Source organism: Kitasatospora sp. NPDC050463, assembly GCF_040655255.1.
Lineage (GTDB): Bacteria > Actinomycetota > Actinomycetes > Streptomycetales > Streptomycetaceae > Kitasatospora.
The window spans coordinates 23,406-44,205 of the sequence record NZ_JBFAJO010000071.1; the positions used below are offsets into that span (position 1 = coordinate 23,406).

Below are 20,800 nucleotides of genomic sequence, written 5' to 3' on the forward strand. Positions count from 1 at the left end.
AATCCGGGACTCACCACCCGGGGACCGGCCACCGGGCGCCGCCCTGGAGCAGGGCGGCCTGGGTGCGGACGGCCGGGAGCAGCGGGTAGAGCGTGGCACCGGGGCACTCGGTGCTGAAGGCGTCGCGGTGGCCGGAGACGGCGTCGAAGGTGGCGGTGGTGCCCTTGGGGAAAAGACTGCCGTCGGAGGAGGAGACCAGCTGGGTGCGGCCGGCGGCGTCCTGGCCGGCCAGGCCGAGCTTCCAGGCGGCGAGCCGGGCCAGCCCGTCCGGCACGGGCGGCGGCGGGGCGTCGGTGACGAAGGTGCCGAGCGCCGCGACACCCGCCGAGTCGGTGTTGAAGCCCAGGGTGTGCGCGCCGTGCACCGGGAGCTCGGCGCCGCCGGCCCGGCCCTCGTAGACGGTGCCGCAGCGGTCGACCAGGAAGTTGTAGCCGATGTCCCGCCAGCCGTTGCCCTGCACGTGGTACTGGTAGATCGCCCGGATCACCCGGGGTGCGTCGGCGCAGGCGTACTCGGTGGCGGTGGCGGTGTGGTGGACGAAGACCGCGCGGACCGGGCCGGTGTACTCGACCTCCGGGTCCCGGAGGGACTCGTCGGCGCCCCAGCCGGCCCGGGTGACGATGGCGGGCCGGGGGGCCCGGTGCCCGTCCGGCGGCTCGGCGGGCAGCGTCCGGCCGGAGGCCGGGGTGGCGCCGCGCCCGGGGTCGACCAGTTCGAGCCGCAGGCCGGCCGGCAACCCGGCGGGACCGGGGGTGACCCGCACCGCCACGCCGTCGCTCGGCCCGGTCCAGAGCGGCGCCGTCGCCCCGCCGGCGGCGGTGTCCGGTCCGTCCTCGCCGTCCGCCTCCAACTCGTGCCAGCCGCTCCAGACGTGGGTGACGGCGTCCCTCGTACGGACCCGGACGGAGCCGCCCGCGAGCGAGCGGGCGGGGCCGTCCCAGCCGACCCCGAGCAGTTCGAACGGCTCGGTGGGGCGAGGCGCCGGGGCGCGGCCGGCCGTCAGCGGCAGCGAGGTGACCGAGCCGCCGCCGGCCGACGTCCGGCGCTGCGGGGCGGGATCGGTCACGGCTGCGGCGGTGACCGGCTGGAGGAGCAGGACGGCGGTGCAGCCGGCGAGTGCGGCGACCGGCAAAGAGATACCCATAAAGGGATGTTCACCGCAAAACGCCGCGTGGGCCGTGCCGCCCCGCGCGGGGTCCGCCACCCCTCCCGGTCGGCCACCCGAAGGCCGTAGGCTGGGGCGCACCATGACTGCGCTTTTCGCTGCCGATGCCCGAACCCCCGTCGAGCTGCTGCACGCATTCCTGCGAGGTGGCACTCCCTCAGTCGACCCCGCGGCTCCGCTGGTCACCTTCTACGACGACGCCACCGGCGAACGGGTGGAGCTCTCCGCCCGGACCTTCGACAACTGGGTCGCCAAGACCGCCAACCTGCTCCAGGACGAGCTGAACGCCGGTCCGGGTGACCGCGCCGCCCTCCTGCTGCCCGCCCACTGGCAGAGCGCCGTCTGGCTGCTGGCCTGCTGGTCGGTCGGGGTGACGGCGGTGCCGGGCGGCGACCCGGCCGCCGCCGACCTGGTGGTCAGCGGTCCGGACGGCCTGGAGGCCGCCCAGGCCTGCGAGGGCGAGCGGGTGGCCCTCGCCCTGCGCCCGCTCGGCGGCCGTTTCCCGCAGCGCCCGGACGGCTTCCTCGACTACGCCGCCGAGGTGCCGGGCCAGGGCGACCGCTTCGCGCCGTACTCCCCCGTCACCCCGGACACGCCCGCGCTGGAGACCGGCATCGACGGCCTGCCGCTGAAGCTGACCGGCGACCAGACCGTCCAGCTGGCCCGGGAGGGCGCGGCCCGGCTCGGCATCACGGCCGGCGACCGGGTGCTCTCCACCCACTCGTACGAGGACTGGGCGGGCCTGGAGGCCGGCCTGCTGGCCCCGCTCGCGGCTGGCGCCTCGGTGGTGCTCTGCCGCAACTCGCAGGGTCTGAGCGCCGAGCAGTGGGAGAAGCGGACCGAGTCCGAACGGGTGACACTGCGCCTCGGGTAACCTCCGGGTCCGGCCGGGCGGGTAGGTATCCCTGCCATGGCCGAGGACGACACCGAGCACCCCCCGACCGAGAACCCCCCGTCCGGGGACGCCCACGCGATTCCGGACTCCCCGACCAAGCCCCGGCGCAGGCGCCGGCGGTGGCTGATGATCACCGCCGGCGCCCTCGCCTTCCTGTTGGTCGCCTGCGGCGCCCTGCTCTGGATCGCCTACCGCAAGCTGGACGGCAACATCCGGACCGACTCGACCACCGACCAGTTGCTGGCCCGGCTGGAGGCCGAACGGCCCAGCCGCACCGCCGGGGCCAGGGGCGCCGAGAACATCCTGCTGATCGGCAGCGACGACCGCACCGGCGCCAACGCCTCGTACGGCGAGGCCGGCGGGCAGCGCTCGGACACCACGATCCTGCTGCACCTGGCGGCGGACCGGAAGCGCGCGACCGCGGTCTCCATCCCCCGCGACGTCATGGTCACCGTGCCGGCCTGCGAGAAGCCGGACGGCACCCGGAGCAAGCCGGGGCTGGCCCAGTTCAACTCGGCCTTCGAGACCGGCGGTCCGGCCTGCTCGATCCGGACCGTCGAACAGCTGAGCGGCATCCGGGTGGACCACTACGTGATCCTCGACTTCAGCGGCTTCAAGGCGATGGTGGACGCCGTGGGCGGGGTCGAGGTGTGCGTCCCGCAGGCGATCCACGACAAGGACGCCAAGCTGGACCTGCCGGCCGGCCGACAGACCCTGCACGGCGAGCAGGCGCTCGGCTACGTCCGGGCCCGGGAGACCCTCGGCGACGGCAGCGACACCCAGCGGATGGGCCGTCAGCAGCAGTTCCTGTCCGCCCTGATCCGCAAGGTGGAGTCCCAGGGCGTCCTTCTGAACCCGGCCCGGCTCTGGCCGGTCCTGGACGCGGCGACCTCCTCGGTCAGGGCCGACGGCGGCCTCTCCTCGCTGGGCGCGCTCTACGACCTGACCCAGGACCTGCGCGGCATCCCGTCCGCGAACGTGGTGTTCCTGACGGCGCCGCGCCGGCCGTACCGCTTCGACTCGGACCGGGACGAGTTCGTGCAACCGCAGACCACCCAGCTGTTCGCGGCATTGCGTGACGACCGGTCGATCACCGTCCGCCCGCCGGGCTCCCCCGATCCCGCCGCGGTGGCGGGCGCGAGCCCGGGGCCGTCGGGCGCGGCGACGACCGGATCGGACCGGGCCGCCGGCGCGTCACCCGGCGCGACCGCGCCGCCCTCCTTCGAGGGACGCACCGCGGACGTGGATGCCTGCACGATCCGTTGACCGCCGTACGGGGTCACCCTTTTGTGTACAGATCATGGTCTTCAAAGGCTTTCCCGGGGAATTCCCGGAACCGCGACGCACCTGGCGAATTGCTCTTCCCGACCATGGCGGAGATCACATCAGGAACAATTCCCGCACGCGACTCGTCTAGTGTGTCCGGGTCGGCGCGCAGACGCGTCACCCGTGGACGGTCGGAGGGAGGGAAGCCCCGTGCAGCAGGACCGGCAGGAGGTCGACCCCGCCGACCAGCAGTTCCCCCCGGCCGGGGGCCTCGGCAGGATGCCCGGCCCGGACGGCGGGCAGGACCGGGCCGCGGGCATTCCGGTCCAGCGCCGCCGGGCACCCGGCCCCACCGCCGGCCGGGCCGCCCGGCGCCGCCAGGCCGCCGCCGAACGCCCCCGCCGGCGGGCGCTGAAGTGGACGGCCGGTGTCGGCGCGCTGGTACTGGCGGCCGGCTGCGGCGGGGCGTACTACGCGTACCAGCACTTCAACAACAACCTCACCGCCGTCAAGGTGCAGCTGGGCAGCGAGGCGGAGCGGCCCAAGGCGGCCGGCGACGCGCTCAACATCCTGGTCATCGGCACCGACAGCCGCGAGGGCCTGGGCCGCGAGTACGGCGACGAGGGCAGCACCGGGCACGCGGACACCACGCTGCTGTTCCACGTCGCCAAGGACCGCAGCAATGCGACCGTGATCAGCATTCCGCGCGATCTGATGGTGCCGATCCCCGAGTGCGAGATCACCGGCGGCAAAAAGATCCCCGGCTCGGCGCGGACCATGTTCAACGAGAGCCTCGGGCAGGAGGGCCGCGATCCGGGCTGCACCTGGAAGACCGTCGAGAAGATGACGGGAATCCGGGTCGACCACTTCGTGATGGTCGACTTCGACGCCGTGAAGTCGCTCTCCACCGCCGTCGGCGGGGTCGAGGTGTGCGCGGGCAAGGACATCAACGACCCGGACTCGCACCTCAGGATGACCAAGGGCCGGCACGTCGTCCAGGGCGACGAGGCCCTGGCCTTCGTCCGCACCCGGCACGCCGTCGGCCTCGGCGGGGACCTCACCCGGATCCCGCTGCAGCAGCAGTTCATCAGCTCGATGATCCGCTCGATCAAGAGCAGCGACACCCTGACCAGCCCCACCAAACTGTGGAAGCTCGCCGACGCCGCCACCAAGGCGCTCACCGTGGACGACGGGATCGGCAGCGTCGACAAGCTGAAGGACCTGGCGCTGGACATCAGCAAGGTCGACACCAAGAACATCACCTTCACCACCGTGCCGGTGCTGGACGACCCGAAGGACGAGAACCGGCTGGTTCTCAAGCAGCCGGACGCCGCCCAGGTGTTCTCGCTGGTCGCCGACGACCGCTCGTTGACCGGGACCGCCGCGCCCGACGCCGCCGCCGCCGAAGCGACGCCGGCCGCTCCCTCCCCGACGGCCACCACCCCGCCGGTGGACGCCAAGGACGTCCGGGTGGCGGTGCGCAACGGCAGCGGAACACCCGGGCAGGCCCAGCAGGCCGTCGACAAGCTCCGGGCGAAGGGCTTCACCAAAGCCACGACCGCCCCCAACGCGGCCGCCACGCCCATCAGTTCGGTGTCCTACCCGGCCGGGAAGGCCGCCGAGGCGGCCGCGCTGGCCGCCTCCCTCGGACTGCCGGCCGACGCGGTCAAGGAGGACCCGAAGGCGGGCGGCAGGGACGGCCTGGCCGTGGTGCTCGGCAAGGACGTGCTGGCCGCCGCGAGCGCGAGCGCCGCCGCCGCGCCGACCGAGGCGCCCAAGGACCTCCAGCGCGTCCAGGCGGACGACACCGACGTCTGCGCGAAGTGAACCTCAGAGCGGGGCGAGCAGGCCGTCCGTCTCGCGGTACCGCTCGCCGGTGCGCGGGCAGCGCCACCGGTCCCCGCCCTCCGGCTCCAGCGGTTCACCGGCCCGTCCGACCCACTTGATCCGGCGGGCCGGCACACCGACCACCAGGGCGAAGTCCGGGACGTCCCGGTGCACCACGGCGCCGGCCGCGACCAGCGCCCAGCGGCCGACCGTCACCCCGGCGACCAGGACCGCGCGGCCGCCGATCGAGCAGCCCTCCCGGAGGGTCACCCCACGGGCGTGCCAGTCGTCACCGCGCTTCAGCCGGCCGTCGACGTCGACGGAGCGCGGGTAGAGGTCGTTGGTGAGCACGGCCGCCGGGCCGACGAACACCCCGTCCTCGACCACCGCGGGCTCGTACACCAGCGCGTGGTTCTGCAGTTTGACGCGGTTCCCGATCCGCACGCCCGGACCGACGTAGGAGCCGCGTCCGATGACGCAGTCGGCGCCGATCACCGCGTCCTCGCGCACCTGGGCGAGGTGCCAGACGGTCGTCCCGGCGCCGAGCACCGCCCGCCCGTCCACGTCCGCGCTCGGCTCGACGCGGGCACCGACGACGAACCCGCCCTCAACTGTCCCCATGGCGCCCGACGATAGCGGCGGGGCGGGGGCGGTGAGGGCGGGTCGGGGGGATTGGCCGGATCGGGTCAGCGGGCCTCGGTGACCACGTCGGCGGCCGAGGGCGCCCGGCTGGCGATCACCCGGCGGGCCAGCGAACGCGGCGAGGTGAGGAAGCCGAAGCCCCAGCTGAGGTGCATGGTCGCGAAGGCCACCGGCAGCATCGCCCTGGCCTTCGCCGAGAGGCCGCGGCCCTCGACCAGTGCGCCGCCGACGATGCCGAGCAGGTAGGCGCCGGGCACCGCGAGGAAGGCCGGATGGACGGCGGCGCCGAGCACCAGGCCGAGCGTCACCCCCAGGAAGGCGGCCGGCGGGGCGAGGTAGCGGAGGTTGACCGAGCCCTTGTGATAGCGGGTGACGACCCGGCGCCAGCGGCCGTAGTCCTTGTACTGCTTGGCCAGCGCCCGCACGTTGGGCCGGGGCCGGTAGGTGACGCGCAGCTGCGGGGTGAACCAGACCAGCCCGCCGTCCTGCCGGATGCGGTAGTTGAGCTCCCAGTCCTGGGCGCGGACGAACTCCTCGTTGTAGCCGCCGAGCCGCTCCAGCACCTCGCGCCGGAACACCCCGAGGTAGACGGTGTCCGCCGCGCCGGCCAGGCCGCCCGTGTGGAAGGCGGCGTTGCCGACGCCGATCTTGGAGGTCATCGCGGCGGCGACCGCGTTCTCCCACTCGGTCTCGCCCTCGGCGTGCATGATGCCGCCGACGTTGGCGGCCTCCATCTCGCCGAGCAGCCGGACCGCCGTGGTGATGTAGCCGGGGGTCAGCAGTCCGTGGCCGTCGACGCGGACCACTATCGGATGGCTGGAGCCGCGGATCGCGGCGTTCAGCCCGGCGGGGGTGCGACCGGTGGGGTTCTCCACCGTCCTGACCCGTGCGTCCTCGGCGGTCAGCTCGGCGGCGATCTGCGCGGTCCGGTCGGAGGACGGACCGAGGGCGATCACCACCTCCATCGGCCCGGCGTAGTCCTGTTCCAGGATGTGCCGGACGGCCGTGCGCAGGTGTCGTTCCTCGTTGAGCACCGGCATGATCACGGAGACCGCCGGCAGCTCCTCAGCAGCCTTGGTGTTCATCGGGGCCAACCGTACCGGTGCGGGCGGGTCTCCGTCTTGCCCCGGTCTGGGCGACTCCACGGACCCGGCGCTGAAGGAACGTTTCGCCGATCGGGCCCACCGTACTCCCCGCCCCCGGCGCGCCCTCACCCACCCCGGAGCGGGCCACCCCTACCATCCGAGAGATGCCCGTCTCCCCCCTCTCCGCCCTGCCCGGACGGCGCCGCCGCTGGCCCCGCCGACTGGCCGCCGGCATCGCCTTCGGCGTCCTCGCCACCTCCGGCGGCGGCTGGGCGGTCCTGCACGGCCTCGGCTCGATCGACCGGGTGGACGCCTTCAGCGGCGACGTCGCCCGGCCCGGCGACGACAGCTCCACCACCTTCCTGGTGGTCGGCACCGACGAACGGGACGGCATCCCGGAGAAGACCCTCAAGAACCTGCTGCACGCCGGGGGCGAGGCCTGCCACTGCACCGACACCATGATGATCGTCCAGGTCGCCGGGGACGGCTCCCGGGCCAGCGTGATCAGCATCCCGCGTGACTCGTACGTGGACATCCCCGCCCACCGGGACCAGGTCACCCGCAAGGAGGTCCCGGCCGGCCGGGGCAAGGTCAACGCCGCGTTCGGGATGGGCGGGCCGCAACTCACCGTCGCCACCGTGGAGCAGAACACCGGGCTGCGGATCGACCACTACCTCCAGGTGAACTTCGCCGGGTTCGTCTCCGCCGTGGACGCCGTCGGCGGAGTGCGGGTCTGCACCGCCAAGCCGCTCAAGGACGAGTACTCCGGCCTCGACCTGCCGGCCGGCACCAGCACCCTGGACGGCGCCGGCGCGCTCAAGTACGTCCGCGCCCGGCACGTCGACGGCAGCTCCGACCTGGGGCGGATGCACCGCCAGCAGAAGGTCGTCGCCCAGCTGCTGCACCAGGTGGCCGACAGCGGGACCCTGCTCAACCCCGTCCGGCTGGCCAGGCTCACGGACAGCCTGCTCGGCTCGGTGAAGGCGGACAAGGACCTCACCGCGGACGATCTGATCACCCTGGCGACCAGGCTGAGGGAACTCTCCGCCGGCCGGGCGGACTTCGCGACCGTGCCGCTGGCGAATGTGGACCACCAGGTGCCCGGGTGGGGTTCGACCGTGCTCTGGGACCAGGCGGGGGCGAAGGCCCTGTTCGACGCGGTGCGGGCGGGGCGGCCGCTGGGCGGAGCGGCGCAGACCGGCCTGGGCGGCGCGGCGCAGACGGGCCCGGGCGGCGCGGCGCAGACGGGCCCGGGCGGCGCGGCGCAGACGGGCCCGGGCGGCGCGCCGGACGCCGGGGCCTACCCGGGCGGGGCCACGGCCTCCGCGACCGCCTCCCCCGTCGCCGCGTCCGCCGTCGCCACGTCCGCCGCACCGACCGCCGTGGCGTCGGCGGTCGGGGCCACCGTCGCGCCCGAGCAGGTGCACGTCCAGGTGTTCAACGCGGCCGGGGTCCCCGGGCTCGGCGCCCGGGTCGACGGCGACCTGCGGCGGGCGGGCTTCTCGACCACCGGCTCGCCGTCCAACGCCCCGACGGGGACGGCGGCCGGCCGGACGGTGATCCGCTACGACCCGCGCTGGGCCGAGTCGGCCCGGACGCTCGCCGCCGCGCTGCCGGGCGCCGAGTCGGCCGCCGTCCCCGGGCTGGGGCCCACCCTCCAGCTGTACGCGGGCGCGGACTACCCGGCCTCGCCCGGTCCGAGCCCGTCCGCGGCCGCCGCCCCGCCCCTGCCCCCGCCGCCGGCACCCGCCGCGACGACGGCCCCCGCCCCGGCGGCTCCTTCGGCCCCGGTGGCGGCCGACAAGGCGTCGGACATCATCTGCCCGTAAGCCCCCCGTCCAGGGCGGGGAGGACATGCGGCGGGGGCCGGGGCGCTGTCGCGCACCCGGCCCCCGCCGTCCCCCGGTCCCCCGATCCGGGGGTCAGTCCGTCGCGATCGCCGCGAGGACGTTCATCCGACCGGCCCGGAAGGCCGGGACGAGCGCCGCGACCAGGCCGATGACCACCGAGGCGATCAGCGTGGCGACGATCGTGCCGGTCGGGACGGCCAGCGTGGCCAGGCCCTGGTCCCTGAGAACCTGCTGACCGGTGATGCCCCAGGCCAGGCCGAGACCGGTGCCGAGGATCGCGCCGAACAGGGCGATCACCACGGACTCCAGCCGGATCATCCGGCGCAGCTGGCGGCGGGAGAGCCCGATCGCCCGCAGCAGGCCGATCTCGCGGGTCCGCTCCACCACCGAGAGCGCCAGGGTGTTGACGACGCCGAGCACCGCGACCACGATCGCGAGGCCGAGCATGCCGTAGATGATGTAGAGCAGGGAGTTGACCTGCTCCTGGACGAGGTCCTTGTAGCCGGCCTGGTCCCGCACGTTGACCTGCGGGTACTCCTTGAAGGAGGCCTCCAGCGCGGTGAGCGTCGCGGCGACGTCCGAGCCGGCCCTGGCCTTGCCGAAGACGACCGCGTCATTGCCCTGGTCGGCGACCGGGACGGCCTTGCCGAGGGTGTCCAGGCCGATGAAGTAGTTGCCGTCGAAGAGCGAGTTGCCCTTGGTCATGATCACACCGACCGGCAGGGTCTGGGTGCGGCCCTTGCCGTAGTCGACGCCGATCCGGTCGCCGATCCTGAGGTTGTGCTCCTGGGCGAAGGTCTCCCCGACCACGATCGCGCCCTGGCCGAGCGAATCCGCGCTGCCGGACTTGACCGGCAGCCTGAAGTCGGCGGTGAAGGTCGGCGAGACCGCCGAGACGCCCTCCGTGGTCGCCTTGCCGTCCGGGGTGGTGAAGACGGCCGGCACGAACTGCTGGCGGGTGACGTGCTCGATGCCCGGCGTGTTCTCGGCCGCCTTCACCATCTCGGCGGTGAGACCGGTACGGCCACCGGAGACGATGTAGTCCGCGCCGACCGACTTGTCGATCTGCTCGTTGGTGGACTTGATCACCGAGGAGGTGAAGACCGAGGCCCCGATCACGAGCGCCAGGCCGATCATCAGGGCGCCGGCCGTGGCACCCGTCCGACGCGGGTTGCGCATCGCGTTGCGCTGGGCGAGCCGGCCCGACGGGCCGAACAGGGCCGGCAGCACCGCGCCGAGCACCCGGACCACGCTGGTGGCCAGCAGCGGACCGAGGACGACGAAGCCGATCAGGGTGAGCAGCACCCCCAGGCCCAGGTACTGCCCGCCAGTGGCCGCCTTCTCCGCCCCGGCGGCCAGGACCAGCAGGCCGCCGCCGCCGGCGGTCAGCGCCAGACCGATCACCGTCCGCACGACGTTGGAGTGGCCTTCGGCCGGGGTGCCGTGGTCGCGCAGGGCCGCCATCGGGGCGATCCGGGCGGCCCGGCGGGCCGGGAACCAGGCCGCCACCAGCGTCACCACGATGCCGAGGCCGTAGCCGGCGATCGGCACGTCCGCGGTGATCTGGAGGTCCGCGGCACTGAGGTTCATGCCGACGGCCTTCATCAGCTGGATCAGGCCGGCCGCCAGGCCCAGGCCCGCGCCGAGCCCGACGGTCGAGCCGAGCACGGCGAGGATCAGCGCCTCGATCAGCACCGAGCGGTTCACCTGCTTGCGGCTGCCGCCGAGGGCGCGCAGCAGCCCGATCTCCCGGGTGCGCTGGGCGACCAGCATGGAGAAGGTGTTGATGATCAGGAAGCCGCCGACCAGGGCGGAGATCAGGGCGAAGCCGAGCATCGCGTTCTTCATGAAGCCGAGGAAGGAGCCGACGTCCTTGTTGTTCTCCTCCTTCTGCTGCGCCGCGGTCTTCACCTGGTAGCCGGCGCCCAGCGCGCCGAGCGCGTCGGCCTTCAGCTGCTCGTCGGAACGGCTGCCGTCGCCGAAGGCCTCAACCGAGGTGTAAGCGGTGGCGCCGAGCAGCACCCGCTGGGCGGTGGGGGTGTCCACGAAGGCGAGGGCCGCACCCGGGTTGGTGGTCTTGAAGGTCGCGATGCCGGCGATGGTGAAGTCGTACTTGCCACTGCCGGCTATCACCCGGAGCTTGCCGCCCAGGCCGAGACCGGCCTTCTTGGCGGTGTCCGCGTCGAGCACGACCTGGTCGCCGCCCTGCGGGGTGTGCCCCGAGGTGATCTCCACCGAGTTGCGCGGGGTGTCCGTCCAGTTGCCCGTCAGGGTGGGCGCGCCGCTGGTCGGGCCGATCGCCTTGTTGGTGACCGGGTCCACCAGGATGGCGTCCTGGGTGAACACCTGGCCGACCGCGGTCTTCACGCCCGGCGTGGCGGCGATCTTCTGCACGGTCTCGACCGGGAGGGTCGACACCTTGCCCAGGGGCGCGCCGTCGTCGCCCTCGACGTCGTTCTTGGCGGGCTGGACGGAGATGTCGGAGGCGGTGGAGGCGAAGAGGCGGTCGAAGGTGCTGGTGGCGGTGTTGGAGAACACCAGCGTGCCGGAGACGAACGCGACCGAGAGGACGATCGCGAGAAGCGAGAGCACCATCCGCCCCTTGTGGGCGAAGACGGTCCTCAGTGAGGTCTTGAGCAGCATGTCCCGGTCCCCGCTCAGCTGGTGCGCTTGCCGTCGAAACGGCGCATGCGTTCGAGGACGGAGTCGGCGGTCGGGGCGTGCATCTCGTCGACGATGACGCCGTCGGCGAGGAAGAGCACGCGGTCCGCGTAGCCGGCGGCGACCGGGTCGTGGGTGACCATGACGATGGTCTGGCCCAGTTCGTCCACCGAGCGGCGCAGGAAGGTCAGCACCTCGGCGCCGGCCCTGGAGTCGAGGTTCCCGGTGGGCTCGTCACCGAAGATGATCTCGGGACGGGCGGCCAGCGCCCGGGCCACCGCGACGCGCTGCTGCTGACCACCGGAGAGCTGCGTCGGCCGGTGCTTGAGGCGGCCCGCCAGGCCGACGGTCTCGACGACCTGGTCCAGCCAGGCGGTGTCCGGCTTGCGGCCGGCGATGTCCATCGGGAGCGTGATGTTCTCCAGCGCGTTCAGCGTCGGGAGCAGGTTGAACGCCTGGAAGATGAAGCCGATCTTGTCCCGGCGCAGCCTGGTGAGCTGCTTGTCCTTCAGGCCGGTGATCTCGGTGTCACCGATCCAGATCCGCCCCTCGGTGACGGTGTCCAGGCCGGCCAGGCAGTGCATCAGGGTCGACTTGCCGGAACCGGACGGGCCCATGATCGCGGTGAACCGGCCCCGCTGGATGTCGACGTCCACCGCGTCGAGCGCGGTGACCCTGGTCTCGCCCGTGCCGTAGGCCTTGGTCACCTGACGCGCCGAGGCGGCCACCGCGGCGGCGGCGCCGGGAAGCTGGGGGTCGTACACGGCTGCTGCTGCCGTCGTCACTGGATTCTCCTCAGAAGTGGGCCCACCCGTTGACTCCAGCCTCGTCGCCCCCACCTGGCCCGCGAAAGGGTGCAGGAGATAGTCCTCGACCGGGAGTCAGCCCCACCCACCAGGTGCGCCCAGGACCCGGGTTCGCCGGAACCTCGGTCCTGATCCGCACGAGCGGGGATGTGATCCACGTTAGGAGCGGCGAGCGAACCGCTCGTCATCCGCCGGTATGAAGCAGCCCAACCGTAGTTGTACGGGGCGCGGCGCCCCTCCCCCTAGGGGTCGCCGCCGCCCTCCTCAGGGTCGGCCCGTACGGGACGGCTCCTGACGGACCGTCAGCCGGTGAGGGCCGGCGTCGCGAGCCGCTCCAGCGCCGTCGCGAAGGCCTCGACCACGGGCGTCAGCAACACGTCCGTCTCGCGCTCGATCACGGTCGCGCCGTCCTCCCGGACGGTGATGTGGCGGTCGAGCACGAACCAGCCCTGGGTGATGTGGCCGGCGCCCATCGAGCTGAGCACCGGGCGCAGCGCGTAGTCGACCGCGAGCACGTGCGCGGTGGAGCCGCCGGTGGCCAGCGGCAGGACGGCCTTGCCGGTCAGCGCGTACTGCGGCAGCACGTCCAGCAGGGTCTTCAGCAGCCCCGAGTAGGCCGCCTTGTAGACCGGGGTGCCGATCACGACGCCGTCCGCCCGGGCGAACAGCTCCAGCGCCGCGACGATCTCCGGGTGGGAGAAGTCCGCCGAGAGCAGGGCGTGCGCGGGCAGGCTGCGCACCTCGAACGGGACGACGTGGTGACCGCGGGACTCGAGCTGCGCGTCGACGTGGCGCAGCAGGCGGGTGGTGCGGGAGGTCGCGGACGGGGAGCCGGAAACGGACAGGACGGTGGCCATGGGTTCACCTCGGGGCAGGAAGCGGGACGGCGCTACGGCAGCGGAGGGCACGCCGCGCGGGCGGCGGCGGGAAACGCTGGGGAAGGGTGCGCGGAGAGGAGAGGGTTCGACGGGCGCGCGTCAGCCACGACAGAGCGAACAGGACACACGCTGAAGGTCGACGTGCCGCCGACGCGTGAGGGTCCATCGCTGATCCATGGCAGTCATGCAAACACGCACTGTTCGAACCGGTCAAGGATCGTTCCGGTCGGCGAACACAGGGTGAGACGGATGGTGAGACGGGCGCCGGCCGGGCGGAGCGGGGCGGTGCCCGCCCCGGTGCCGTCCGCGACCGCTTCGCGACCCTCCGTGCGCCCGCCCGTGGACCGGCACGAGAACTTGCCGCGGAACGTTCCGCCACGTGCATCAAAACTGCTACAAGGGCCCCGGCGGGGGCCCCGGAGGGAGTCACCGCACCCGGCGTCGGGCATCCTCTCCCACATGAACACGTGGCAGGAGGGCCGCCCGGGCGGCGGCGGCAACGGCGGCGGCGCATACGGGCGCGGCGGTGGTGGCGCGGCGGCCGAGCCGCCGCTGCCGGCTTCGTTGAACCCCCGCGGCCCCGGGGCCCCGGCGCCTCGCCAGCCGCAGGAGTACGGCCAGGCGCAGCCGCCGGCCCGGGACCGGGCCCAGCCGCCCGGGTACGGCCCGGCCGAGGGCTACGGGCAGCCGCAGCCGCCCGGGCAGCCCCAGCCGTACGGGCAGCCGGGCAGCCGTCCCGGCGTGCCCGCGCAGGGCCCGGGGGCGCCCGGCGGACCCGGCGGACCCGGCGGGCCGATAGCCCCGGGCGACAGTCGGCCGCCCTCCGCCCGGCCCTCGCGCTGGCCCCGGCGCCGGATCATCAAGTGGTCGGTGTTCGGCCTCCTGATCGTCATGCTGGCCACCGCCGTCTCCACCTGGTTCTGGGCCGACTCCAAGCTGAACCACGAGAACGTGCTCGCCGACTACCCCGGCCGCCCCGCCGCCGGGAAGGGCACCAACTGGCTGATCGTCGGCTCGGACAGCCGCAACGGCCTGTCCGACTCCCAGGAGGAGGACCTGCACACCGGTCACGCGGGCGGCAAGCGCAGCGACTCGATGATGATCCTGCACGTCGGGGACGGCGGGAACACCCTGATGAGCATCCCGCGCGACTCCTGGGTGCCGATCCCGGAGCACGCCGGCGAGAACGGGAAGACGGTCAAGGCGACCACCTCGAAGATCAACTCGGCCTTCGCGTCGGGTGGCGGCAAGCTGCTCGCGCAGACCGTCGAGCTCAACACCGGCCTGCGCATCGACCACTACGCCGAGATCGGCTTCGCCGGCTTCGTCGGCATCGTCGACTCGGTCGGCGGCGTGGACATGTGCATCGACCAGGACGTCAAGGACAAGGACTCCGGACTCGACCTCAAGGCCGGCTGCCAGACCCTGACCGGCACCCAGGCCCTCGCCTTCGTCCGCCAGCGCCACCAGATGGCCGACCAGGACCTCGGCCGGATGCGCAACCAGCAGAAGTTCCTCGGCGCCCTGGCCAAGCAGGCCGCCTCCCCCGCCACCGTGCTGAACCCGTTCACCTTCTACCCGCTGGTGGACTCCGGCCTCGGCACGCTGATCGTCGACGAGGACGCCGGCCTGACCGACCTCGGCTCGCTCTTCCTCGCCATGAAGGACGTCAACGGCGGCGGCGGCAAGAGCATCACCGTCCCGATCGCCAACCCGGACTTCAGGACCAACACCGGCGAATCGGCGGTCAAGTGGGACACCGCCAAGGCCAAGCAGGTCTTCGACGCCTTCAAGAACGACACCGCCGTACCGGACCTGAAGTGACACCCCCGCCACTGCGTGACGCCGCGTAACATACTCGACACAATGGGTGGATGTCTCTCGTCACCGCGCTGATCTACCGCCGCCGTCACCGCCTCCTGGGCCGCCTGGTCCAGGAGGCGCTCGCGCTGTACGGGATGGAGGTCCCCGCGGCGGCCGAGGTCGGGCCGGGGCTGACGGTGTTCCACCGCGGCTTCGGCACCGTGCTGCACCCCTGCACGACACTCGGCGCGGACGTGACGCTCTACAACGGCGTGACGATCGGGCGGGCCGACCCGTGGGTGCCGCAGGAGCGCAGCGCCATGCGGCGGGTGGTGGTGGAGGACGGCGCGGTGCTCTGCGCGGGCGCCAAGGTGGTCTGCAAGGAGGGCGTGCTGACCGTCGGCGCCGGCACCGTCGTGGGAGCCAACGCCGTCCTCACCCGGTCCACCGGGCCCGGTGAGATCTGGGCCGGCGCCCCGGCCCGCAAGGTGGGGCTGCGGGAGGACTCCTGGGTGCCGGCCGCCGCCCGCTCCTACGTGCCCGCGCCGGGGAACGCCTGAGTCCCGCGCCGCTCAGGCGGCGCGGACCGGGGGCAGCCGGTCGAGGGTGATGCCGAAGAGCTCGCGGTAGGCGACCAGGGCATCGGCCTCGTCGAGGAGCTCCTCGGTGCGCGTGCCGTCGGGGCCGGTGCGGATCAGCCGGCCACCGCCGAGGGTGATCCGGCCACCGTCCCCGGTGAGCCGCGAGCAGGTCGACGATCGGGTGAAGTGCGAGTCGGGCGAGGTGGTCTGCCACCAGCAGGTCGGCACGAAGTCGGCCAGCCGGTGGGGGCGCAGGCCGAGCCGGTACTCCGGCCGGCCGTCCATCAGCACGTCGAGCTCGTCGCCGCCGTGCGGCACCAGGGTGAACTCGCCACCGGGGTCGCGCTGCGGGCCGCGCTCGTCCAGCCGCAGCGGGAGGTGGCTGAACCGGCCGAAGCCGACATCGGCCAGCCACGGCTCGTCCAGGTCCACCCGCAGTGCGAGGTGGTCGAACGGCGGGCCGGTCCGGTCGCCGTCGAAGACCCGGGCGCCGAGCAGCTCCACCCGGTGGCCGAGCGCGCGCAGCAGCTCGGCGAAGAGGCCGTTGAGTTCGTAGCAGAAGCCGCCGCGGCGGCGGGTGACGAGCTTCTCGAACAGCGCGGGGGTGTCGAGGAGGACGGGCTCCCCGAGCCCGATGCCCAGCGTCTCGAACGGCACGGTGCCCAGGTGCGCGCGGTGCAGCTCGGCCAGGGCGACCGGGGAGGGCCGGTCGGGGCGCAGCACGCCGATCCGGGCCAGGTAGGCGTCCACCTGGGTGTCGGTGAGGCCGTCGAGGGCCGGAGGGTGATCCACGCCGCCCATTCCAGCGTGTCGGCGGTCGCCGGGCCATCGGCCGTTGGACGTAGGGCGCGGGACGTGCGACCGGCCGGGCGACGCACGGTCGGGGCCTGGGGCGCAGGAAGCCGGCCGGGCCGACTTCCTGCTCCTCGGACCGTCAGGGGATCGGGCTCAGGCCACGACGCCCGAGTCGGTGATGGTGATCTTCGCCGAGGTGCGGCCGCTCTGCGAGCCGTAGGACTCGATCTTCGACACGAGGTCGAGGTTCTCGACGACCTCGCCGAAGACGACGTGCTTGCCGTCCAGCCAGTCGGTCACGATCGTGGTGATGAAGAACTGCGAGCCGTTGGTGTTCTTGCCCGCGTTGGCCATCGAAAGCTGGCCCGGCTTGGTGTGCTTCAGCGTGAAGTTCTCGTCCGCGAACTTCTCGCCGTAAATGCTCTTGCCGCCGGTGCCGTCACCGCGGGTGAAGTCGCCGCCCTGCAGCATGAAGCCCGGGATGACGCGGTGGAACGAAGAACCCTTGTAACCGAAGCCGTGCTCGCCCGTGGCCAGCTCACGGAAGTTCTTGGCGGTCTTCGGAACGATGTCGTCGAACAGCTTGAAGACGATACGGCCGGCCGGCTCGTCGTTGATGGCAATGTCGAAATAAACGTTGGAACCCATACAGCGATCATGGCATGCCGCCCCCCCTCACGCGCGACGGCCCCATCTGCGGTGACGGGGTGCGACAGCCCGTGTGCGGCGTGCTCGGGTCCGTGCGGGCCCGCGGTGTTCGGCCTCGGCCGGCGCGGGCGAACGGGCGTGGGCGAACGGGCCGGGGGCAGGCGGGCCGGTGGCGGGGAGACGGGCCGGGGGGTCGGGCGGGAAGCCGGGCCGGTGCCTGCCTCAGGCGGGCCGGCGGGCCTAGCATCGCCCCGAAGCAACAGACGAGGGGGGAACGGGACATGAGCGGACCGACGGACACCAGGCGGATCGGCGTCTATCTGGCGCACCCGCGGCCGGGCAGCTTCAACCACGCGCTGTTCGAGGCCGTCGTGGACGAACTGCGCGGACGCGGCTGCGAGGTGCTCGCGCACGATCTCTGCGCGGAGGGGTTCCCGCCCGCGCTGACCGCCGAGGAGACCGGCACCGTCGCCGCCACCGCCGGCACGGACGATGCCCAACTGGCGCTGCACCGGGCGGAGGTGGCCACGCTGGACGCGCTCGTCCTGGTCCACCCGAACTGGTGGGGCATGCCGCCGGCCGTCCTGACCGGGTGGGTGCAGCGGGTGCTCGTGCCCGGCGTGGCGTACAAGCTCGGGACGGCGGACGGCGAGCCGGCCGGCCTGCTCCGCGCGGGGCGGGCGCTGGTGCTGAACACCTCCGACACCCCGGAGGAGCGCGAGCGGGACGAGTTCGGCGATCCGCTGGAACGGATCTGGGCCGCCTGCGTGCTGCCGTACGTCGGGGTGACGGACGTACGGCGGATCGTCTTCCGTACGGTGACGGACTCCGCCGACGCCGTCCGCGCGCAGTGGCTGCGCCAGGCGCGGCAGCAGGCGGCAGCGCTGATCGGCTGAGACGGGGCGGAGGTTCGGCACGGGCGGGAGTGGACGGCGGTCGTCGCCGCGACCGACCGCGGCGCCATGCCGGGTGGCGGCCCGGAGGCCCGTGCTAGAACCGGCGGCGGCAGCGGGTGCGCACGTACGCCCGCACCACCGTGCGATCCCATGTCACCGACCACCTCCGGGGAGTCCCATGTCCACCGCACGCACCGCCCGCCCCGCCCGCTCCGGCCGCGCCCGCCTGCTCCTGACCGCCCTCGCGGCGGTGGCGCTGCTGCTGTCCGGCGGCGTCACCGCGACCGGCGCCGGTGCCACGACCACCAGCACCGCCACCCTCGACGGGCTGGACGGCGCCTGGGCCTGCACCGTCCCCGCCGGGTACGTCTACGACCAGGTGTCCATGAACCGGACCTGTAGCTCCGGCAGTTGGGACGCGCCGCAGTTCCACCTACGGACCCCCCTCGACGGGCTGACGGCGTGCACCGGCGCACCCGGCTTCGTCCACGACGCCATCACCTGGGGCAGCGCCTGCAGCCAGCAGCCCGGCGTGTCGGCCAACGCCTACCATCTGCGGACGCCCGTCGACGGCCTCACCGCCTGCATGGGCACCCCCGCGTTCACCTACGACCGCATCACCTACACGAGCGCGTGCAGTCTGCAGCCCGGCGTCCAGGCCACGACCTTCCACCTCCGCAAGCCGGCCAACGGCCTCTGGGCCTGCACCGTGCCTTCCGGCTTCACGTACAGCACGAGCACCCGGAACACGGACTGCAGCTACACGCAGGGCGTCCCGTCCACCAAGTACCTGCTGCTCGGCTGAGGCCCCGCACAGCGCAGGAGCAGGAGGTCGGCCGGGCCGACTTCCTGCTCCGTTCGCCCACCCCGGGGGTCAGGCCTGCGGCAGTTCGAGCTCCGCCACCTCCTGGTCGCCGCTGAACTCGCCGGTGGGGCGGAACCCGAGCCGGGCGTAGAAGCCGGCCGGCCCGTCGTCGCCCGGTACGTAGGTGACCGTCACCCGGCGCCCGCCACGGCGGCGGATCTCGGCGCAGACCTGCTCGACCGCGAAGCGCCCGTAGCCGCCGCCCTGGGCGTCGGCGGCGATGTTGAGGCGCCAGAGGCCGGAGCGCGGCAGGTCACCCGGCCGGTCGGGGTAGAACGTGAAGTCGAAGAACGCCATCACGAACCCGACCAGCCGGTCACCGTCGAAGACCAGCCGGGGCCAGGCCTGCTCGCCGTGGACGTACGCCTCGGCCAGCGACTTGACCACCGGGGAGACCAGCCGGTCCTGGTCCGGCCGCACCTTCAGCGCGAGTGCGGCGTCGACGGTGTGGGGGGTGACCGGTTCCAGCCTCAGGGCCGGTGATGACGTAGACATGCCGCTGACCCTAGCCAGCGGCGGCCGAGCCGGTCGCACGGTTTTCCCCGGCCGGGCGCCGGGGCTCACGGTGCCGGGCTCAGGACGCCGGCCCTCACGGTGCCGGGGCTCACGGTGCCGGGGTGAAGACCAGCGTCGCGTTGTGCCCGCCGAAGCCGAAGGAGTTGGTGAGTGCGGCGGTCAGCGCACCCCGGCGCGGGGCACCGGTCACCACGTCCAGCTTCACGGCCGGGTCCAGGGTGTCGAGGTTGCGGGTGGCCGGGATGACGCCGTCACGCAGGGCGAGCACGGCGGCCAGGGCGCCGATCGCGCCGGCCGCGCCGAAGAGGTGGCCGGTCATCGACTTGGTCGCGGTGACGGCCGGGTGGAGCCCGATCGCCTCGGCCACCGACTCGGCCTCGACCAGATCGCCCGACGGGGTCGAGGTGGCGTGGGCGTGGACGTGGGAGATGTCGCCCGGGACCAGGCCCGCCTCGGCCACCGCCCGGCGCATCGCGCGGACCTGGCCCTCGGCCGCGGCCGCGGTGATGTGGTGCGCGTCCGAGGTGACCGCCGCCCCGGCGAGCGTGGCGTGCGCCCGGGCCGCCCGGGCCGCGGCGAAGGCGGCCCGCTCCAGGACGACCACCACCGAGCCCTCCCCGATCACGAAGCCGTCCCGGCCGACGTCGAACGGACGGGAGGCCAGCTCGGGCTCGTCGTTGCGGGTGGAGTGAGCCCTGGCCTGGGCGAACCCGGCCAGCGGAAGCGGGCAGATGCAGGCCTCGGCGCCGCCCGCGACCACCACGTCCGCCCGGCCGAGCCGGATGAGGTCCAGGCCCATCGCGATCGCCTCCGCCCCGGACGCGCACGCACTCACCGGGGTGTGCGCACCGGCCCGCGCGCCAAGTTCGATGCTCACCCAGGCCGCCGGGCCGTTGGCCATCAGCATCGGCACGGTGTGTGGGGAGACCTTCCGCACCCCGGACGCCTCCAGGACGTCGTCCTGCCCGAGCATGGTGAGTGCCCCGCCGGTACCGGTGCCGATCACCACGGCCAACCGCTCCGGATCCACCTCGGGCCTGCCCGCGTCGGCCCAGGCCTGCCGGGCGGCGATCAGCGCCACCTGCTCGCAGCGGTCCATCCGCCGGGCCTGCACCCGGTCCAGCACCTCGGAGGGCTCGACCTTCAGCCGCCCGGCGATCCGCACCGGCAGCCCGGCCGCCCACTCGTCCTCGATCGCCCGGATGCCTGACCGCCCGGCCAGCATCCCGGCCCAGGTCGAGGCGACGTCCCCGCCGAGCGGCGTCGTCGCGCCGAGCCCGGTGACCACCACGCGGTCGTTGTCATGACTCATCGGCCGAACCCCCTGCTTGTTGTGGAGATTGTGAGAGAGACACAACTCCCCGCACGGGCGAGTGCGGGGCGTCGTGGACTCATCTGCCACATTGCCAGGGCATTGACGGTCGTTCAGGTGCGCAACGCAACCGATTCGACCGCACGGTCTTTATGGAGTTTTCACAACAGGCAGACGTCCCGGCCGAACGCCTCGGCCGGGACGTGCGCCGGGATGCCGGGGTACCCCGCCGGTACCCGCTACGGCAGGTTGCGGGCCATCACGATGCGCTGGACCTGGTTGGTCCCCTCGTAGATCTGCGTGATCTTC

At 73.3% G+C, this 20,800-nt stretch carries 19 protein-coding genes; 8 read left to right on the forward strand and 11 right to left on the reverse strand.

All coding sequences use genetic code 11. From position 1 onward, the window contains the following. Positions 1-10: 10 nt before the first annotated feature. A complete protein-coding gene (locus AB0J08_RS32400) occupies positions 11-1,144 on the reverse strand; it encodes a peptidoglycan recognition protein (RefSeq protein ID WP_360641429.1) in 1,134 nt (377 codons plus the stop codon). Positions 1,145-1,247: 103 nt separating this feature from the next. On the opposite strand from AB0J08_RS32400, the gene AB0J08_RS32405 reads away from it, so the two are divergent. From AB0J08_RS32405 to AB0J08_RS32415, 3 genes are all read left to right on the forward strand, one after another. Further along, positions 1,248-2,039, forward strand: a complete 792-nt coding sequence (locus AB0J08_RS32405; RefSeq protein WP_360641430.1) for a TIGR03089 family protein — start codon at positions 1,248-1,250, stop codon at positions 2,037-2,039. A 36-nt stretch (positions 2,040-2,075) separates the two neighbouring features. Continuing rightward, on the forward strand, positions 2,076-3,326 hold the full coding sequence (locus AB0J08_RS32410; RefSeq protein ID WP_360641431.1) for an LCP family protein: 1,251 nt from the start codon (positions 2,076-2,078) through the stop codon (positions 3,324-3,326). A gap of 210 nt (positions 3,327-3,536) precedes the next feature. Beyond that, positions 3,537-5,153 carry an LCP family protein gene (locus AB0J08_RS32415; protein WP_360641432.1) on the forward strand — a complete coding sequence of 539 codons (1,617 nt, stop codon included), beginning with the start codon at positions 3,537-3,539 and terminating at the stop codon, positions 5,151-5,153. A 3-nt stretch (positions 5,154-5,156) separates the two neighbouring features. On the opposite strand, the gene AB0J08_RS32420 is transcribed toward AB0J08_RS32415, so the two are convergent. Next, complete coding sequence (locus tag AB0J08_RS32420) at positions 5,157-5,774, reverse strand: acyltransferase (RefSeq protein WP_360641433.1); 618 nt, start codon at positions 5,772-5,774, stop codon at positions 5,157-5,159. A 65-nt stretch (positions 5,775-5,839) separates the two neighbouring features. Further along, on the reverse strand, positions 5,840-6,880 hold the full coding sequence (locus tag AB0J08_RS32425; protein WP_360641434.1) for a glycosyltransferase: 1,041 nt from the start codon (positions 6,878-6,880) through the stop codon (positions 5,840-5,842). Positions 6,881-7,044: 164 nt separating this feature from the next. On the opposite strand from AB0J08_RS32425, the gene AB0J08_RS32430 reads away from it, so the two are divergent. Next, positions 7,045-8,709 (forward strand): LCP family protein, encoded by a 1,665-nt coding sequence (locus AB0J08_RS32430; protein ID WP_360641435.1) that lies wholly within the window; start codon positions 7,045-7,047, stop codon positions 8,707-8,709. A gap of 93 nt (positions 8,710-8,802) precedes the next feature. Here AB0J08_RS32430 and AB0J08_RS32435 read toward each other — a convergent pair whose 3' ends face one another. The 4 genes from AB0J08_RS32435 to AB0J08_RS32450 all read right to left on the reverse strand — a co-directional run bounded on the left by AB0J08_RS32435 (position 8,803) and on the right by AB0J08_RS32450 (position 13,261). After that, positions 8,803-11,373, reverse strand: coding sequence for an FtsX-like permease family protein (locus tag AB0J08_RS32435; RefSeq protein WP_360641436.1), 2,571 nt, complete (start codon positions 11,371-11,373; stop codon positions 8,803-8,805). Between the two features lie 14 nt (positions 11,374-11,387). After that, positions 11,388-12,155 carry an ABC transporter ATP-binding protein gene (locus AB0J08_RS32440; RefSeq protein WP_360641447.1) on the reverse strand — a complete coding sequence of 256 codons (768 nt, stop codon included), beginning with the start codon at positions 12,153-12,155 and terminating at the stop codon, positions 11,388-11,390. 344 nt (positions 12,156-12,499) lie between these two features. Beyond that, positions 12,500-13,054 carry an NADPH-dependent FMN reductase gene (gene ssuE, locus AB0J08_RS32445; protein ID WP_360641437.1) on the reverse strand — a complete coding sequence of 185 codons (555 nt, stop codon included), beginning with the start codon at positions 13,052-13,054 and terminating at the stop codon, positions 12,500-12,502. A 120-nt stretch (positions 13,055-13,174) separates the two neighbouring features. Further along, a complete protein-coding gene (locus AB0J08_RS32450) occupies positions 13,175-13,261 on the reverse strand; it encodes a putative leader peptide (protein ID WP_352297720.1) in 87 nt (28 codons plus the stop codon). A gap of 273 nt (positions 13,262-13,534) precedes the next feature. Here AB0J08_RS32450 and AB0J08_RS32455 point away from each other — a divergent pair, with 273 nt between their 5' ends. Further along, positions 13,535-14,899, forward strand: a complete 1,365-nt coding sequence (locus tag AB0J08_RS32455) for an LCP family protein (RefSeq protein ID WP_360641438.1) — start codon at positions 13,535-13,537, stop codon at positions 14,897-14,899. 50 nt (positions 14,900-14,949) lie between these two features. Then, the gene (locus AB0J08_RS32460) at positions 14,950-15,438 is read left to right on the forward strand and encodes a hypothetical protein (protein ID WP_360641439.1); all 489 of its coding nucleotides are present in this window, start codon (positions 14,950-14,952) and stop codon (positions 15,436-15,438) included. A gap of 12 nt (positions 15,439-15,450) precedes the next feature. Here AB0J08_RS32460 and AB0J08_RS32465 read toward each other — a convergent pair whose 3' ends face one another. Together AB0J08_RS32465 and AB0J08_RS32470 are read right to left on the reverse strand one after the other, a co-directional pair. Continuing rightward, positions 15,451-16,251: an arylamine N-acetyltransferase gene (locus AB0J08_RS32465; RefSeq protein WP_360641440.1), complete on the reverse strand. Its 801-nt coding sequence runs from the start codon at positions 16,249-16,251 to the stop codon at positions 15,451-15,453. 156 nt (positions 16,252-16,407) lie between these two features. After that, positions 16,408-16,902 carry a peptidylprolyl isomerase gene (locus AB0J08_RS32470; RefSeq protein ID WP_360641441.1) on the reverse strand — a complete coding sequence of 165 codons (495 nt, stop codon included), beginning with the start codon at positions 16,900-16,902 and terminating at the stop codon, positions 16,408-16,410. Positions 16,903-17,183: 281 nt separating this feature from the next. On the opposite strand from AB0J08_RS32470, the gene AB0J08_RS32475 reads away from it, so the two are divergent. Together AB0J08_RS32475 and AB0J08_RS32480 are read left to right on the forward strand one after the other, a co-directional pair. Continuing rightward, positions 17,184-17,798: an NAD(P)H-dependent oxidoreductase gene (locus AB0J08_RS32475; RefSeq protein WP_360641442.1), complete on the forward strand. Its 615-nt coding sequence runs from the start codon at positions 17,184-17,186 to the stop codon at positions 17,796-17,798. Between the two features lie 178 nt (positions 17,799-17,976). Next, complete coding sequence (locus AB0J08_RS32480; protein ID WP_360641443.1) at positions 17,977-18,603, forward strand: hypothetical protein; 627 nt, start codon at positions 17,977-17,979, stop codon at positions 18,601-18,603. Between the two features lie 69 nt (positions 18,604-18,672). On the opposite strand, the gene AB0J08_RS32485 is transcribed toward AB0J08_RS32480, so the two are convergent. After that, positions 18,673-19,158 carry a GNAT family N-acetyltransferase gene (locus AB0J08_RS32485; RefSeq protein ID WP_360641444.1) on the reverse strand — a complete coding sequence of 162 codons (486 nt, stop codon included), beginning with the start codon at positions 19,156-19,158 and terminating at the stop codon, positions 18,673-18,675. Between the two features lie 109 nt (positions 19,159-19,267). After that, a complete protein-coding gene (locus AB0J08_RS32490; protein ID WP_360641445.1) occupies positions 19,268-20,491 on the reverse strand; it encodes a beta-ketoacyl-ACP synthase II in 1,224 nt (407 codons plus the stop codon). Between the last annotated feature and the right edge of the window lie 309 nt (positions 20,492-20,800).